This is a genomic window from Paenibacillus sp. 01T431, from assembly GCF_056398625.1.
Map to the genome: position 1 here is coordinate 227,486 of NZ_JBFTPT010000011.1, position 16,858 is coordinate 244,343.

Below are 16,858 nucleotides of genomic sequence, written 5' to 3' on the forward strand. Positions count from 1 at the left end.
TATATAATTCTATTGAATTCTTGTAGACAACTCGTCTACGACATTTCAGGATATTCAGCTTGTAAAATTCTTTCGTCTACAATCCGTCTACAATATTAGGGTATAACAAAGCCCCGTCCTAGTGCGGGCGGGGCTTTCATGGTGAAGATCCACAATTCGCTGGAGTGTGATGCTTAGGTTGTTTTGAGAGATTGCATGATCCATTCGACAGGTTGTTCCAGGATTACTCCGTCTGTCTCCACCCATTGGGTAAGGCTATTCTCTTTGGCTTGAATAACGATAAAATACATATCTTCCGAAGCGGATGTATTCTGCAACGCCCTCACTCCGTCAGGAGCAATTCGAACGGAGGTTCCTTCGAACACATCAAATTCGTTTCCGTCCACTTGAAATTGACCTTGTCCTTTAAGAAAGATGTAGAGTTCCTCATTTTCTTTGTGTTTGTGATAGAAAGGGACTTCCGCCTTTGGGGGCAGATTATTGAGTGAAACTTCCATGCTCGTAAGTTGTAAGGATTCTTTTAGAAAGATTTTCCCTTTTAGCATTCCTTCCGTGACGTTTCCAAAATTCGAAAATGTACCTGCATGGTTAACCGAGTAATTCGCTTGATTCGGCTCCAATTTGCTCACCTCACTTTAGATCTAATTGTTTCAGTAACAGAATGATAAACTAAAAGGCTGGCAGGATGTTGCCTGTTTCGAGCAAGCTCTTTAAATTGTTGAGAATGACAGGCCAGCCATTATTAAATCCTTCCATCTTGCCTTCATCTTTGCGAATATCCTTCTCTAATAAATCCTCGTGGCGTAGCGTCAGTTTTACAGTAGAGTTCAAGGGTGATAATTCATAACTAACCTTAGAGAATCGCTCTCCTTCAACGTCTCTGATGCTCCAGGTAACTGTGAGTAGACGATACGGCTCACATACAAGAACTTCACCATGATGATCAACCTTATCTTTATCCATCAATTTAAAGCTGGAGCCAACTTGCCAATCTGAAAAGATTTCACGACCGAAAAAATACTGCTTGGTGAATTCACTGTTAGTTAGGGCTTGCCAAAGCTTCTCGGGCGTAGTTGCGATGTAAGTCGTATAAACGAATGAAGTCTTATTCATGGTTAGAATCCTCCTCTAAGGCTTGCTTTAGTGTGTTTAATGCCTCAATCCGGTGACTCTCAAACTTGCCGATCCAGCGTTGATAAATTTCCCCGATAGGTATCGGATTAAGATAATGCAGCTTTTCACGGCCTTGCCAAACGACAGTAACAAGGTTTGCTTCTTCCAGCAGCTGAAGGTGCTTCGTAACAGCTTGACGAGTCATAGTCATTTGTTTACAAAGTTCTCCTAAGGATTGTCCGTTATTAGCGAACAAGAAGTCGAGTAACTCTCTGCGAGTTCCATCGGCAAGTGCTTTAAATACTTTGTCCATGCCCTTATTATATGCAACCATTTAATTGCATGTCAAGCTTCACAGTAAAATTGCTCAGCTCCCTTTTTTGCATGTCCAGTCAAATACTTAATCACTACCGACACACAGCACTCAACGTACATGGTATGCGGGAACAGGTCGACAGGTTGCACGGTTTGAAGCGTATAGCCGAATACGAATGGCAGCAAGTAGCTTCAACTTTCTGGGATAGAAACCTATATCACTCTCACGCCAACTTACAACTATTCCAATGCCTTATTCATCTATATGGTCAATTTCCGGGACTAGCGTTTGTTCTCTTATATTAGTCAAATCATTATAGCGAGAATGGTGCAGATCGAAGATGTACTTCATACAAATGCAACAACATCAATTTTGATGTGTGATAGGTGACCGTTACCAAATATATGTCTGTCGCTCATACAATCGATTCTGTGCATCAAACGAAAAAAAATGATATTATGTATGTTGGGTAAAAGACTTTACTACGGCTTTTATTGATTTTTATATATTGCAACAAGAGGAGATATTATGAGTAACGAACACAACTTTTGGCTTGATTTACCAAAGCCGTTTTTTATATTAGCACCAATGGAAGATGTCACAGATGTTGTATTTCGTCACGTCGTTAGTACAGCTGCGAAACCCGACGTATTTTTCACAGAATTCACAAGTACAGATAGTTATTGTAACCCTGCAGGAAGAGCCAGTACTCGTGGCCGGTTAACGTTCACAGAAGATGAGCAGCCAATCGTCGCTCATATTTGGGGCAATAAACCTGCATTTTTTGAACAGATGAGTATTGATATGAAAAAACTAGGCTTTCGYGGTATCGATTTAAACATGGGATGCCCCGTCCAAAACGTCGCATCCAATGGAAAGGGTTCTGGATTAATACAACATCCTGAACTTGCAGCCGAAATTATTCAAGCAGCAAAAGCAGGCGGATTGCCGGTTAGTGTTAAAACAAGATTGGGATACTTTGAAATTGACGAGTGGCGCGATTGGTTAGGGCATATATTGAAACAAGATATTGCGAATCTTTCCATTCACCTTCGTACAAAAAAAGAGATGAGTAAAGTAGAGGCGCACTGGGAGCTCATTCCTGAAATAAAAAAATTACGCGATGAAATTGCACCAAATACGTTGTTAACCATTAATGGAGATATTCCTGACCGCGCAACTGGTTTAAAATTGGTAGAACAATACGGCGTTGATGGTGTCATGATTGGCCGCGGCATTTTCACCAATCCGTTTGCTTTTGAAAAAGAACCTAAAGAACATAGCGCGAAGGATTTTCTCAACTTACTGCTTTTACAGCTAGATCTTCACGATAAATATTCAAAAGAAAACGAACCACGTCCATTTAAACCACTTCTTCGCTTTTTCAAAATCTATGTTCGTGGATTTAGAGGCGCAAGCGAACTAAGAACTCAATTGATGGATACGACGTCAACAGATGAAGTACGTCGTTTAGTAATACCTTTTTTAGACCAAGAATTAGAATAAGGTATTTATCAAAAAAATGAGAGACCTCCCAAAAGTTCAATGAACTCTTGAAGGGTCTCTCATTTTTATACGATGTGGCCACAGAGACTTCTCAGCCAGATTACCGCATGGAGCGTTGTCATATGATGTTCACGCTCTTTTATTGACGAAAATTATTTTCAATATTAATATTTTTATTAAGATAATAATTTCTAATACAATTAGCCCCTTTTTTCAATCTATTTAATTTAACCTAACATTGCGAAGCAGGAGGAAATAAAAGATGACGACGGCACCTGACAAAAACATCATCGTAACGAACCAGCCAACGAGAGAGCAGCTTGAAAAGATTTACGATATTTTAGATGAATGCTTTTCAGTAGGCCGAGTTTTTTTCCAAGAAAGATTAGACCTCGATAGCACATATGATCCAGAGACAACATGGTTCGCAATGGTCGACGGTGAGATTGCTGCTAATGTGCAAATTTTCCCTCTTTCTATTAAAGTCGGTCAAGCGATCTTGAAAATTGGTGCAATGGGCAGCGTCGGTACAGCTCCGAATTATCGCGGGATGGGCCTTACGCACAAAATTCTTCATGCACAAACAGACTACATGAAAGAAACCAATTATGATATAAGTTTACTTCTGGCTAGTAAGCATGGGTTTTATGAAAAGGTTGGCTGGAGACTTATTCCCGAGACTGCTTATGCAATTGAAAAGCAAGCAAGCTTTGAGCAGCAAAGCAGCTGCGACATCATTCCTTTTGAACCTCGTTATCTTGATGATATCCGTTTCATATATGAACAGTTCAATCAGAATCGCACCTATACCGTAGTTCGTAATGAATCATACTGGGATGATCTAATAAGCTGGCCGGAATGGAAAAAAGCAGACTGTCTGCTGCTCCGCAGAAATAAAAAAATTGTAGCTTATGGCATTATTGAAAAGAAGGATACTGAACAAGTATTTATTAATGAATTCATGTATTTGAACGAGGCAGTGGACGGTGTTGAACATTTATTTCATGCCTTATGTCAGCTGCGCCCAAGTGCAAAACAAATATTAGCGATGCTGCCAGAGGACCATAAGCTATATTCCTTTTATCAACAACATCAAGCACAATCCATACCAATTAATCAGGCGATGTGGAAAATGATCAATCTACATTCTACATTCCAAAAGCTTCGGCCTGAATTGGAACATCGACTTAACACTAATAACTTGATGGCAGATCAAGAACTGTACATAGCGCTTCAATGCGGAGAGGATCATATATATCTTGATTACAAGCAGAAGCGGCTTTCCGTTTCCGATGTTAGTCATGCTGAGTCCTATGTCGAGGTAGAAGTGGATGAACGTAATCTCATAACTTATTTGATGTTCGGCTATAATGCGGCAGGCAGAGCAAAGGATAGTGCTGAACAGGCAAACATTTTGCAAGCTCTATTCCCGAAACAGCAGGCCGTGTTTTATTTGACCGACAAATTTTAAGTCATTTTCCTTCAACTGATGTTGCTTAATAGCTTATAAAAAGGGGTGTGTCGCAAGTCCAGAACTGCTCGGACTTATGACACACCCTAATTTCGCATAACGCTAACTACTAATCGTTTTTCATTTTTGATCTTCCTAACAAAACAGCACCATAGGCAGCATCCCTAATCGGCAAGATCAGCTTTGTTTGCGGGTAGGTTCGTGCAAGCTTTCGTTCCAATGCATCTTTTACAAAACGAGATTTTTGCAGCACACTTCCTGCAACGGCAATCGGACTTTCATATAACTCTAGTCGCTCAATAACAGGCACCACAAGTTCAAATAGACTGGCTGCACATTGCTCCGCTAGCTCAAGCGCTTGCGCATCCCCTTTCTCGCATGCTGTCGTCATGATCGGTGCGAGCTTCGCAATATCTTTTTTTGTTGTATTTTTATGATAAACAAAGCCAATAATTTCTTTCACAGTGCTTAGCCCAAGCTGCTCGTATACTAGCGCTGGAATGATTGTATCCGTCATTCTTCCGTCCTCTGCTTGAACTAAAATGGACAAGAGATTGCGCCCAATGCAATAGCCACTTCCCTCGTCATCAATTAGATGGCCAAAGCCTCCTGTGCGATGCTGCTCTCCCTTTTCATTCACCCCGAAGCAAATCGACCCTGTACCGGCAATGAGAATAATGCCTTGCATCGCATTTTGTGCTCCGTATAATGCGGTTTCTTGATCACCTGTAATCGTTAACGGCCCTATGTAACCATTATCTCTCACATGCTTCTCCAAAAAATGAACGACTGTCGGATTGCTTACGCCTGCTGCTCCTATACAGATATGAGTAACTTCCTCTAAATTGCTGCAGTAGAGCTTCGTTCGATTAAAAATTTCCTCAAAGGAGACAGCAATCGCATCAGCATCCCCGCCGTTATAATTAATTGGTCCTACAGTAAAGGTTAATAAAGCATCTTCCTGGTCATGGATAATTGTGACAGCTGTCTTGGTGCCGCCTCCATCAACTCCAACGATATATGCCATACTCATATCCCCCTAAAGCTGAATCGTAATGTTGGCAGTTGGTGTAAGCTCACCATTTAAGATTGGAATAAGTGATTTGAATGCATCTAATGAATACTCAAATGCTGCAATTCCGCAGAACTCACCATCGATTAATGTTAAATCATATGGTCGTCCTAATGTAATGGCCGTTACTTTATAGTCTGCTGCCAACAGCTTCTGTACAAGCGCAAGTTGACCTTTGTTTTCACGCGCATTGAACAAGCCGATTACAACATGCTTGCAGCCTTCAGCCTTTTGCAGCGCAGCTTTAATTTGCTCCTCGCTCGGATCAATGCTGATAATCTCATACGCTGCATGAAAATGCTCACCCATATATTGCGGGAAGCTCAGATCTTGATTGACACTGCTGGATGCAAGATCGGTGCGATAGGAATAGGAGCCCATAAATAATACTTGCTCATCACCTGTTTGAATGGGATCAATCTCACCGTTAATGCGGCAGATCGTTTCCGTTCGCATCAGATCATTCGCACGGCGATGTACATCGCAGCCAACTATTTCGTAATCCAGCTCCTCAATAACTGCATATTGGGCTTTGTAAGCTAAAATTTTTGTAACAGCTGCATCAATAACCGCTTCATCCAAATCACCGATTGCTACAGCTTCTTCTATTAAATGAATCGCTTCTTTAACCGTTTTAGACGTATGACTAATAAATATCAAATCAATACCTGCTTTAACGGCCCCTAACGCTCCTTTTGCAGTACCATAATAACGTTTAATCGCATCCATTTCCAAACAATCCGATACAACTAAACCTTTAAAACCTAATTTTTCTTTTAATAGCTCTGTAATAATCGTATAAGACATCGTTCCCGGCAGTCCGGACTTATCGATTTGCGGAAATAAAATATGTGCGCTCATAATAGCTTGAGCACCTTGCTTAATTGCAGCCTTAAACGGCAGCAGTTCAAGCTGCTCTAATTCCTCTACCGTTTTTTCAATCGTAGGCAAGCCAATATGCGAATCGACATTTGTATCACCATGACCTGGAAAATGCTTAAGCGAGGACATTACGCCTCCACCCTGCAATCCCTTCATCATCTCAATCCCATATTGTGATACCTTCTCGACTGAATCTCCATAAGAACGAACGTTGATAACGGGGTTCAAGGCATTATTGTTAATGTCCATCACTGGCGCAAGATTGAAATTAATACCTAATGCTTTCAATTCTCTGGCAGTCATTCTACCTGCTGCATACGCATTTTCAGGTCGGCCTGATGAAGCAATAGCCATTGCCCCAGCAATATTTGTCGCGTCCTTGGGCATTCGAGTCACACGACCGCCTTCTTGGTCAATCGTAATAAAGCCTGGGAAACCTGTATGTGTCGTGAACCATTGCYGCAACTCAGCTACAAGCCCGCCTAATTGATATTTATCTTCGATATTATGTGAAAATAAAATAATATTGCCGACTTTATACTGCTCGATTACTTCCTTCAGCTCAGGAGATATCTCAGTTGACGGGAAGCCTGTGACGAACATTTGCCCGATCTTTTCACGCAAGCTCATTTGTTTTATTGTTTTCATCAATTGCTCACCATCCACTAACGATATAAATGATATTGCTGTTTCATTTCTGCAAATTGCTTGCTTTCCTCTGCGAACTGTTCAAGCAGCTGCTTTGCTCGAATATTTTCCGTACGATACATGCTGTCCCCGCCCAGCAAATCGATAAATGGGCGTGAGCCCTCCTTCACAGGAGGCAGGAATGAAAATTGCTCATACAAATCTCTTATCGCAAATAATAAGGTTACGCCAACATCTAACGGCTTCATCACTTGGATATCTGTAATATATATTTGTACTCCGCCACATCGTTCGCCAACATGCTTAGATGAGGCCGGCTTGAAATGAACAGGTCGGAAATGCACACCTGGCATTCGTTTGGCGTTCATCTCATCTGCCAATTGCTCCGCTTGAATGAAGGGAGCGCCAATCATTTCAAATGGGAACGTTGTACCGCGTCCTTCGGAGCAGTTTGTACCTTCAAATAAGCATGTACCTGTATATAATAACGCTGTTTCATATCGCGGTATCCCAAGTGAAGGATGAACCCAAGTTAATTTTGTATCCGGGAAGGACATGCTCCGTTCCCATCCTTCCAAACGAACGACATGAAGCGAAGCTTTCCAATTCATTTGATCATTTGCCATCATTGCCACTTCACCTGCTGTTAGGCCATATCGAACAGCGAGCTCGTAATTTCCAACAAATGATTTGAAGCTAGGCTTTAAAATATTCCCTTCCACGTTTACCCCATTAAGCGGATTAACACGATCAAGAACAACAAATTCTACGCCTGCCTTAGCACAATCTTCAAGTGCATACAGCATCGTATATATATATGTGTAATACCGTATACCAACATCTTGAATATCGTACACAACGATATCTACTTCATCCAGCATTTCCTTTGTTAAACGCTTGGAGTCTTTACGGTATAAACTATAGACCGGAACATTCGTCAAAGGATCCATATACGTCTCTACTAATGCCCCTGCATCCAAATCTCCGCGAACACCATGCTCAGGTGAAAACATCGCAGTAAGATTAAAGTTTTTATGCAAAATGGAAATCGTTGATTCAAAATTTTTTGTAAGCCCTGTCGGTGCTGTAATTAATCCTACGCGCTTGCCTTCAAACCATTGACGATAATTCATAATCGAATCGATCCCATTTAACACCATATAAAGTTGCCTCCTAACTGAACTGTTACCAAAGACTAGATTGTCTAACCTTCATCGTTTCAGCAGGCACCATAAAGGCTTCTGCATATGTTTTTCTTGCTTCACAGCCGCGAACAACTGCTAATGCTTTATAGTAATCCATATATTTGAAAGATTTGCTATTCGTCACAAACCAATGTTTGCTTAAAGCATCAATCCATAGATCATATGCCGCCTGATCGAAATCCACGTATAGGTAAGGGACATAATCAACAGCATCTTCCCAGTTTTCGGAATAATATAGTCTTGCTGCAAAGTGAGCAGGAAGATCTCGTTCAAAGGATGACAGGCTTGCGAAGAAACGAGCATCATTTACGATATGATGCGTTAGCGCATGATCCTTATGCATACTGTTTTTCCAATGTGTAATAATAATATTTGGCTTTACACGGCGAATAACATCACAAACCTCCATACGAACTTGTTGATTGTCAGGCAGCTCTCCGTCACAATAATCAAATACAATAGCTTCACCGCCAAGCATATCAGCAAATACTTCCGCCTCTTTCACTTTTTGCTGACGGTACTCCTTCATATCCCCTCCTGCTGGTACACCTCTTTCACCTGCAGTTAATGCTAGTGTCACAATGCGGTCTCCCTTTACACTATGACTTGCTAGTACACCACCGGATGCTAGTTCCACATCGCCAACATGTGCTCCAATGGCCAATACTGTTAATTTTTCGCTCATTTTTATAGTTCCCTCCGCAGTATAGAAAATTGTTTTTCAATACTAAATCCTGCTTTTTGATAGATTCGAAGAGCCGGATTATTGCTTCCAGTGAATAATGAAATATATTGACAGCCGACATGTTGAAAAGCCTCTACCATTCGGAAAAATAATACACTGCCGAGACCATGACCCTTATGCTCTGGGTGAACACCGATACCRCAAAAAAAAGCTCGACCATTCGGTTCTGAAATAATAGGACCTGCAAAGCCAACAACTTCGTTGCCATGCACAGCTGCTATAAGAGGTGCGCCATCCTTCACATACGATACAACATCTTTTTCCCACTGCGGATTTTGCAAGGCAGCAAGCGTTGCTTCAAGACCATTATGCAAAGCAGGGGCATAAGGAGTAACATAATAGCCTTTACTATTTGCTTTAACTTCTTTGCTTGTCATATCTTCAGGAACACTAAAGTTTCCGAGTCTTAAGTACATGCCGCATTGCGTCGCCCGATCCACGTACCCTCTTGCGATTAAAGCGTCGTATAATGGCTGGTCCTTACTGATGCCTGGGGCATTGTTGTGCTCATGCTGCGGCGCACTTGGAATATTCCATTTCAGCTTAATAGGGTTGAAAAACAATACTTCCGCCTGTCTTTTTCCAAGTGCTTGGAATCTTTTTTCTATACCTAATAGAAAAGCATCATAATGCTCTAGAAAAGCGACTTCGGCATCAATAATAACACTCGTAATATAGCCGGCCACATCTCCTAGCGGCAGGTCATCGCCACTGCAACCAGCAGCAAAACCAACAATACCTTTTTCATTGCAGCCTACCCATATACACTCCGCATCGAAATAAGGATGATCAATGAAATTATCTTGAAACTCCCGCTCTGTAAATGGTTTGTAATCATATTTTGTAGCCTCTCGATTCCAAAGCTCTACAACTTCAGAAAGATCTTCAATTGAAAAGGGTCTAATTTGCATCATTCAAGCCTCCTGTGAACGTCCAAGATAAGGCCAAGAAATTTTGCCCATGACTACTGGCTGAGAAGCTCCAGTTACTAGTGGAATATTGTTTGGCAAGCGCTTCATCGTATAATACGCTAGCACAGCAAATGCAATGGCTTCCTTAGCATCACTATTGCCACCGATATCCTCCTGCGTCAGCACCTGCACCTTATATGGTGCTAATAATTTCTGCAAATCACGCACTAACGTCAGGTTATAGCTGCCACCGCCACCAATTAACAATTGCTGGGCTTGATGCTGTGGCGCAATATACCGTTCATAGCTATCGACGATGCTCCATGCTGTTAAGTGTGTAGCTGTTGCAATAACATCTTCAGCTTTCCAGTTATTAACCTCCATCGATTCAATAATTTGTGCAACGTATGGTTGACCAAATCGTTCTCTGCCTGTCGATTTCGGTAAAGGCATCCTATAATATTCATCTTGCTGCATCCATTTCAAAAGCTCATCAATCACTTGACCGCTCGCAGCAATTCCACCGCCAACATCCATCGTCATTGGCGCAAATAATTGAGATACAAGCCCATCGATAATCATATTTCCAGGGCCAGTATCAAATGCAAATACCTGTTCCGGCGAGGCATTTGCAGGAAGAACAGTCACATTACCTATTCCTCCAATGTTTTGCAGAAGAAGTGTTTTCTCTGGATTGTTAAACAATAAATATTCAGTAAATGGTACTAACGGCGCTCCTTGTCCGCCCATTGCCATGTCAGCGACTCGAAAGTCTGATACGCAAGGAATTGCTGTGCGATTCGCAATTACAGCACCATCGCCAATTTGAACTGTACAATGCAGGTTATAGCCGTCCATAACATTTTCTTCCGGAGCATGATAGATCGTTTGACCATGTGATCCAACGGCAAATATTTGTGATGGCTCTAGCCCGCATTTCCCTATAACGGACAATGTGGCTTGGGCGTATAATTCACCAAGCCACATATTCATTGCGCCAACTTTATCAATCGTAGCGTTAGCCCGATCAAAAAGCTCAAATATTGCGTTTCTAACTTGCTTCGGAAAAGCAGTGTTCTCAAAAGCCAGCAGCTCAATCTCTACTCCTTGCTCTTTATCCGGCATTGGAGAAAGCTTAATTACCGCTGCATCAATACCATCTACTGATGTACCAGACATCAAACCAACTAAGTATGTTGCTTCAACTTTTGATTGTTTGTCCATTAGCCCTTCACCGCTCCAACTGTTACTCCTTCAAGGAAGTATTTTTGTAAACTGAAGAACAAAATAAACATTGGAACTGCTGAAATTGTTGCACCTGCCATCATTGGTGCAAAGTAAGTTGTATTCGCAAAGCGGAAGTTTTTCAAGCCGACCTGAATCGTTTGCATATCCATCGTATTCGTTACTAGGAATGGCCAGAAGAAGTCATTCCATGCTGCCATGAACGTTAGGATAGCCAGTACTGCCATAACTGTTTTTGATAGAGGCATAATGATATGCCAGAAGATTTTAGGTTGAGAACAACCTTCGATTTTAGCAGCTTCAATAATTTCAACTGGAATGGAAGACATGAACTGCTTAACCAAGAAAATGTTATACACCGTTACGATGCTTGGCATAATCAAAGCTGTATACGTATTTTGTAATTCAAAAATATTTACAATCAATATATATAGTGGAACCTGTGTGACTTGGCCAGGAATCATCATCGATCCTAGCAAAATAGCGAACAAAATGTTTCTTCCTTTAAATCTCATTTTTGCAAAAGAATACCCTGCAAGTGTAGCAAAAAATACGTTAGATACCGTGATACAAGCTGCCACAATAAAAGAGTTCATTAGCCAATCCCATGAATGCGGGCTGAAGTTAAAGAAGAATTTATAGGATTCAAATGAAATCTTCGACGGGATGATCGAATAGCTCATTGCACCAGCTTCTACCGGATCACCGAACGAGGAAATGATCATAAAGTAAATCGGGAAAATGGTAGCTGCGGCAAATAGGATAAGGAACGTAATAATTAGACCATTACGGACGAACAGATACCCTTTGCTTCTTATGTTATTGTTGAACAAACCCATAGTATCCTGCCTCTTTCCTAGTATTCTATTTCTTTGCCCAAAAACTTAAATTGAAGGTATGAAATAATTGCGATAATCGCTGCTAGAAGTAATGATTGTGCTGCTGCCTCACCAAACTCAAAATATGTGAACGCATTGTTAAAAATCAACAAACCTACCATTGTTGTTGCATGGTCTGGTCCACCGCCTGTCATAAGATAAGCGTTTTGGAATACTTGGAAGGAACCAATGACACCTGTAACAAGTAGGAATAGCGTGGTTGGCTTAAGGAAAGGAACGACGATAAACCAAAGCTTTTGCAAGAAAGTCGCGCCATCAATATCAGCTGCTTCATAATAGCTGTTATCAATACCGAGCAATGCAGCTAAATAGATAATAATCGCTGTACCATGACTTGATAGCCATGACATTAATACAAGTGAAAACATGGCAGTTGCACTGGAACCAAGCCAGTTTTGATTAGTAATCCCAAAAAACGACACAACCTGATTGGCAATACCTGATTTTAACGGATCGAAGATCCACAGCCATACAACAGCAAGCGCTACACCTGATGCTACAGCTGGCAAGTAATATACTGCTTTAAAGATTGTTTGTGTTCTTTTCTTGAAAGGTATAATCAAAATTGCAATTAAGAAGGATAGAAAAATATTAAATGGAACCGTTAATAACGTATATACTAATGTGTTTTTCAATGCTTTCCAGAAAAGTTCATCTGAAAATGAGTTAACGAAGTTTTCCAGGCCGACATATGTGGACCCTAATGGACGATATTCTTGTAAGCTGATCATAAAAGCATTGATTACTGGATATGCGGTAAATAAAGAAAACGCAATAAGTGCTACTGCGATAAACGCGTATCCCCAACCTAAGTCACTTTCGAGTTTCAATTTTTTTCTTTTAGTCAACGTTTGATTCATTGGGTCGCACCTCTCTTCTTTAAAAAGTAAAAGCTCTAGTCTAATTTAGAAGGAAAGCTGTACGTTGTAGCTACGTACAGCTTTCACATGCTAGGTTATGACAGACTAGTCAACTACAATACCATCTTCACCGAAGGCTTTAATTGCTGCTGCTTTAACTGCATCATACATTTTTTGTGGACTGATCTCATTTGCAAGTAATGCTTGCAGTTTAGGAACGATGACTTCCGTTTCAATTTTAAGTGCTTCTGCGGCTAGATCAGTTGGGATATCTGTACGCGCCGGAACCGCTTTGGACATCATGATTTGGTCTGCTTTAACGTTCTCTTCATTGCGAGGATATTGTTCAAGCACTGCAGCATTGCGTGCAGATTTTGTAATTGGTGATAAGAACAGCTCATTACTGTAGTTAGCTGCAATGGTTCCCGAAGATAGGAAATTAATGGCTAAACCAATATTTTTAACATGCTCTTCAGAAGGTTCCTTTTTGCCGCGAAGCGCAATGTAACCATCAACAACAGCTGTAGGAATGTAATCAGCGCCGTTAAATGTAGGTGTAGGAAGCGCAATGTATTCAGCTTCGATTGAATCCGCTACTGCAGAACCATCATTCGCTTTAATTTTTTCATTGTTTAGACGAGCAGAGTTTTCAAAGCTAGCTAGGCCTTTACCAGTGATCATGGTTTGACCAGTTAAGAACATGTTCCAGCGCTTGCCTGCATCGATAGAACTTAGTTCTTTAGGCATTGAGCCATCATCGATCATTTGACGGATAGCTTCAAGCAGACCTAAGAAGTTTTTGCTTGTGTAAGAGAACTTAAGGTTTTGATCAAAGTAGTCTGGCAAACCGGCAGATTTAGCCATAATACTAAGATAGTCCTTAGATGTAACACCAGATGTTGCGAAAACAAAACCATACTGAGTTGTTTCACCTTTAGCGTTTTTAACAACGCCTTTACTAATTGCATCGCGGAATTGGTCATATGTCCAACCGTTTTGTTGAACGTTTTTCCAATCGATACCCGCTTTCTCTAAGAACTGTTTGTTGCCACCGATAGAATGAATGGCCAAGTAAGCTGGCAAACCATATTGAGAATCGCCCAATTGGAAGTATTTCATTGCAACTTCATCATAATCTGCTTTAACTTCATCTGAAAGTGCAGCATTAAGGTCAATTAGAACGTTTAGCGCTGCATATTTAGATATTCCTGTAGAACCAACCCAAGCGATATCTGGAGGAGAACCCGCATTTACTTGAGTATCAAGTTTTTGTGTCATATCTTCCCAGCTCGCTGGTTCGATTTTCAAAGTTAGGTGTGGATACAATTCATTAAACTCTTTTTCCATAGCAGTAAAACGCGCTTGGTAGTTAGCCGATACTGGAGGTAACAATGCAGTAATCGTATCTTTTTTCAGCTCAGAACCACTGTTGCTGCTGCCTTTATTTTCGGAATTTGTAGCGTCTGGAGCGTTTTTACCGTTTCCTGCACAAGCGGATAATAGTGATAACATCATGATTACTGACAAAAATAGAGTTAATACACTTGATCTTTTTTTCATCGATAACAGCCTCCTCAATTTTTAAAAGCATCAATCCAGCTACTCCATTTCTTCTCCACCTAAGCCAATGATGAGATTGCTTGTTTCAACCGTCCTCCATTTGCGTTAAGTGCTTGTTCTGCTTCCTTTGCATCCAACCCCGTTTTAATCATCATTATTGCCAGCTTACAATTCATAGATGCTTTTTCAAGTGTTTCTGCGGCGGTTGATGTGTCTACACCAGTCGTATTCATAATAATACGGACTGAGCGATCTACCAGCTTAAAGTTACTTGCCTTTAGATCGACCATTAAGTTGTTATACGTTTTCCCTAGCTTGACCATTGTGCATGTTGTCAGCATATTAAGCACCAGCTTTTGAGCAGTTCCCGCCTTTAATCGAGTCGAGCCGCTAATGACCTCCGGCCCTACAACAGGTGAAATACAAACATCTACAATGGGTTCAAACTTTGAGCCTTTGTTGTTACAAACACCGATAGTGGCTGCTCCAAGCTCCTTTGCTTTCGTTAAAGCTGCAATAACATAGTTTGCACTGCCGCTTGCCGAAATCCCAATTAGCACATCTTTGTTTGTTACACCGATGCTTTCGATTAATGCGATCCCTTCATCAACATCGTCTTCACAGCCTTCAACCGCACTACGCAAAGCAATATCACCACCAGCGATATAGCCCTGTACTAAGGAAGGATCTGTACCAAAGGTAGGAGGACATTCTGAAGCATCCAAAACACCTAGTCTTCCTGAAGTGCCAGCTCCTATATAAAACATTCTTCCACCATTAGACAACCTATGATGTAGAACATCAACCGCCTTTGCAATCTGCGGAATTTCCTCAGCTATAGCTGCCGAGACCAGAGCATCTTGTTGATTCATTAACTGGACCATTTGCTCCGTAGTACATTCATCAATCATTAATGTGTCTGGATTCACAGCCTCTGTTGTTAATCCCGCAAGGTAGTCATTCATAGTCATCCTCCGTCTTGTTAACAATATTTCACATATAAATTACTAGATAAGTGAGGTTAATTAACATGAATTATTTTTTCATATTAATACACTGCCCTCAATTCGTCAATAGATTTTGAAATATTATTTCATAAATAAATAATATTTCGTTTTTTTATTTCAATATCTATACACACTGTTATATCACATTTACAAACCGCTTACAAGGTACTTTTTTAATTTTTGTTAAACGCTTACATTGCTATTATTACAGCATTCGCAAAATAAGAAATCGCTGTCATATGCGCTTGTTTCCAATTCAAATGAAGCATAAAATGACATAGTCTCTAATCAACCAGTAGACGTTTCGTTTACAATTTTCATTCATTTTCCATATTAAAATCGTGCGCGAAGCTTCAATTGTCGAATTAAACTAATCATTATATGGTTAGATTAAACGCATTCGTCATGTAGCTAATCTAACATCTATTGAGTGAGTATTATGTTAGGTATAAAAATAAATGCATGAAATACACAAAGAAAGCATTGATCAATGATCAATGCTTTCTTCCCCATTCATTAAAGAAGAACCTAATATCTCAGTTTTTTCTTCACTATATTATGTGTTTTTGTCAAGTAGGTTTTTACTTCCTCATATTCTGCACTTGCGACACCAGCAAATAAGATGTCGATAATCGTAAGCATAGCAATACGCGAGCCCATAGCACCACTGCGAATTGTAATTTCAGGTGTAGATATACTAAGAACAATATCCGCTCGCACGGCAAGCTCACTTTTATTGTACTTCGTAATCGCAATACATTTCGCTTTGTTCTTTTGAGCAATGATCAGTGCATCAATAATATCACTAGTTGCGCCAGAGTTGGAAATGAAAATGGCAACATCATCTTTCTCAAGTAACGTTGCTGCTGTGAGCTGACTATGACCATCCGTATAGGCATGGCACATCTTATTAATTCGTGAGAACTTCTGTTCCCCGTCCATACAAACGATTCCTGAGGCACCTATTCCAAAGAAAACAATTCTCTTGCTATGGCATAATAATTCTACAGCTCTTGCAATTTCTTTTCGGTCGATGACACTAAGCGTATCCTCAATGGACTTGCAATTATTCAAAGAAATATTTGAAATAATTGTCGAGAGATCATCGCCCGGCTGAATATCTGTATATTGAGCCTTTGGATCCTCATCACGAGAGCCCAAAGAAGCGGAGATACTCACAATAAAATTGCGGTATCCGCTGTAACCCATCGTCTTACAGAAACGAAGGACAGAGGCATCACTTGTTTTACTAGATTGAGCTAATTCCTTAATCGATAAATGAGGGATTTCTTCTTTATTTTCTAAAATGTAATCTCCAACCAATCGTTCAACTGGAGTAAAGCTTTCTCTCATTTCACGAATCTTAATTAATATGTTGTCATTTAAACTCATAATCTACCTACTCAAGATTTAATTAA

The 16,858-nt window shown here is 40.5% G+C and carries 16 protein-coding genes; 2 read left to right on the forward strand and 14 right to left on the reverse strand.

All coding sequences use genetic code 11. The features are described 5' to 3' along the window. Positions 1–173: 173 nt before the first annotated feature. Genes AC1DM9_RS20840 through AC1DM9_RS20850 form a run of 3 tightly spaced genes read right to left on the reverse strand, consistent with a single transcriptional unit; the run spans position 174 to position 1,447 of the window. Complete coding sequence (locus tag AC1DM9_RS20840; protein ID WP_144376824.1) at positions 174–620, reverse strand: cupin domain-containing protein; 447 nt, start codon at positions 618–620, stop codon at positions 174–176. Between the two features lie 49 nt (positions 621–669). Next, positions 670–1,113: an SRPBCC family protein gene (locus tag AC1DM9_RS20845; RefSeq protein ID WP_076269679.1), complete on the reverse strand. Its 444-nt coding sequence runs from the start codon at positions 1,111–1,113 to the stop codon at positions 670–672. Then, entirely contained in the window at positions 1,106–1,447 is a 342-nt protein-coding gene (locus tag AC1DM9_RS20850; RefSeq protein WP_208629897.1) for an ArsR/SmtB family transcription factor, read from the reverse strand. Before AC1DM9_RS20850 ends, AC1DM9_RS20845 begins: the two co-directional genes overlap by 8 nt. Before the next feature lie 510 nt (positions 1,448–1,957). Here AC1DM9_RS20850 and AC1DM9_RS20855 point away from each other — a divergent pair. Further along, entirely contained in the window at positions 1,958–2,935 is a 978-nt protein-coding gene (locus tag AC1DM9_RS20855) for a tRNA dihydrouridine synthase (RefSeq protein WP_430057220.1), read from the forward strand. Between the two features lie 262 nt (positions 2,936–3,197). Continuing rightward, positions 3,198–4,406, forward strand: coding sequence for a GNAT family N-acetyltransferase (locus AC1DM9_RS20860; RefSeq protein WP_477581967.1), 1,209 nt, complete (start codon positions 3,198–3,200; stop codon positions 4,404–4,406). A gap of 109 nt (positions 4,407–4,515) precedes the next feature. On the opposite strand, the gene AC1DM9_RS20865 is transcribed toward AC1DM9_RS20860, so the two are convergent. The 11 genes from AC1DM9_RS20865 to AC1DM9_RS20915 all read right to left on the reverse strand — a co-directional run bounded on the left by AC1DM9_RS20865 (position 4,516) and on the right by AC1DM9_RS20915 (position 16,832). Continuing rightward, positions 4,516–5,433 (reverse strand): N-acetylglucosamine kinase, encoded by a 918-nt coding sequence (locus tag AC1DM9_RS20865; RefSeq protein ID WP_441877285.1) that lies wholly within the window; start codon positions 5,431–5,433, stop codon positions 4,516–4,518. Between the two features lie 12 nt (positions 5,434–5,445). Further along, positions 5,446–7,008, reverse strand: a complete 1,563-nt coding sequence (locus AC1DM9_RS20870) for a glycoside hydrolase family 3 protein (RefSeq protein ID WP_477581970.1) — start codon at positions 7,006–7,008, stop codon at positions 5,446–5,448. 17 nt (positions 7,009–7,025) lie between these two features. Further along, positions 7,026–8,168 carry an exo-beta-N-acetylmuramidase NamZ family protein gene (locus AC1DM9_RS20875; RefSeq protein WP_477581972.1) on the reverse strand — a complete coding sequence of 381 codons (1,143 nt, stop codon included), beginning with the start codon at positions 8,166–8,168 and terminating at the stop codon, positions 7,026–7,028. A 25-nt stretch (positions 8,169–8,193) separates the two neighbouring features. Further along, entirely contained in the window at positions 8,194–8,898 is a 705-nt protein-coding gene (locus AC1DM9_RS20880; RefSeq protein ID WP_441910659.1) for a PIG-L deacetylase family protein, read from the reverse strand. A gap of 2 nt (positions 8,899–8,900) precedes the next feature. Then, positions 8,901–9,872, reverse strand: coding sequence for a GNAT family N-acetyltransferase (locus tag AC1DM9_RS20885; protein ID WP_477581975.1), 972 nt, complete (start codon positions 9,870–9,872; stop codon positions 8,901–8,903). Further along, entirely contained in the window at positions 9,873–11,093 is a 1,221-nt protein-coding gene (locus AC1DM9_RS20890; protein WP_477581977.1) for an anhydro-N-acetylmuramic acid kinase, read from the reverse strand. Beyond that, entirely contained in the window at positions 11,093–11,953 is an 861-nt protein-coding gene (locus tag AC1DM9_RS20895) for a carbohydrate ABC transporter permease (protein WP_441910654.1), read from the reverse strand. The genes AC1DM9_RS20890 and AC1DM9_RS20895 overlap by 1 nt, the downstream gene beginning before the upstream one ends. 17 nt (positions 11,954–11,970) lie before the next feature. Further along, entirely contained in the window at positions 11,971–12,873 is a 903-nt protein-coding gene (locus AC1DM9_RS20900) for a carbohydrate ABC transporter permease (RefSeq protein WP_441877306.1), read from the reverse strand. Between the two features lie 105 nt (positions 12,874–12,978). Next, positions 12,979–14,433 (reverse strand): ABC transporter substrate-binding protein, encoded by a 1,455-nt coding sequence (locus AC1DM9_RS20905; protein ID WP_477551678.1) that lies wholly within the window; start codon positions 14,431–14,433, stop codon positions 12,979–12,981. 59 nt (positions 14,434–14,492) lie between these two features. After that, positions 14,493–15,398: an N-acetylmuramic acid 6-phosphate etherase gene (gene murQ / locus AC1DM9_RS20910; protein WP_477551679.1), complete on the reverse strand. Its 906-nt coding sequence runs from the start codon at positions 15,396–15,398 to the stop codon at positions 14,493–14,495. 570 nt (positions 15,399–15,968) lie between these two features. Beyond that, the gene (locus AC1DM9_RS20915; protein WP_441877315.1) at positions 15,969–16,832 is read right to left on the reverse strand and encodes a MurR/RpiR family transcriptional regulator; all 864 of its coding nucleotides are present in this window, start codon (positions 16,830–16,832) and stop codon (positions 15,969–15,971) included. Between the last annotated feature and the right edge of the window lie 26 nt (positions 16,833–16,858).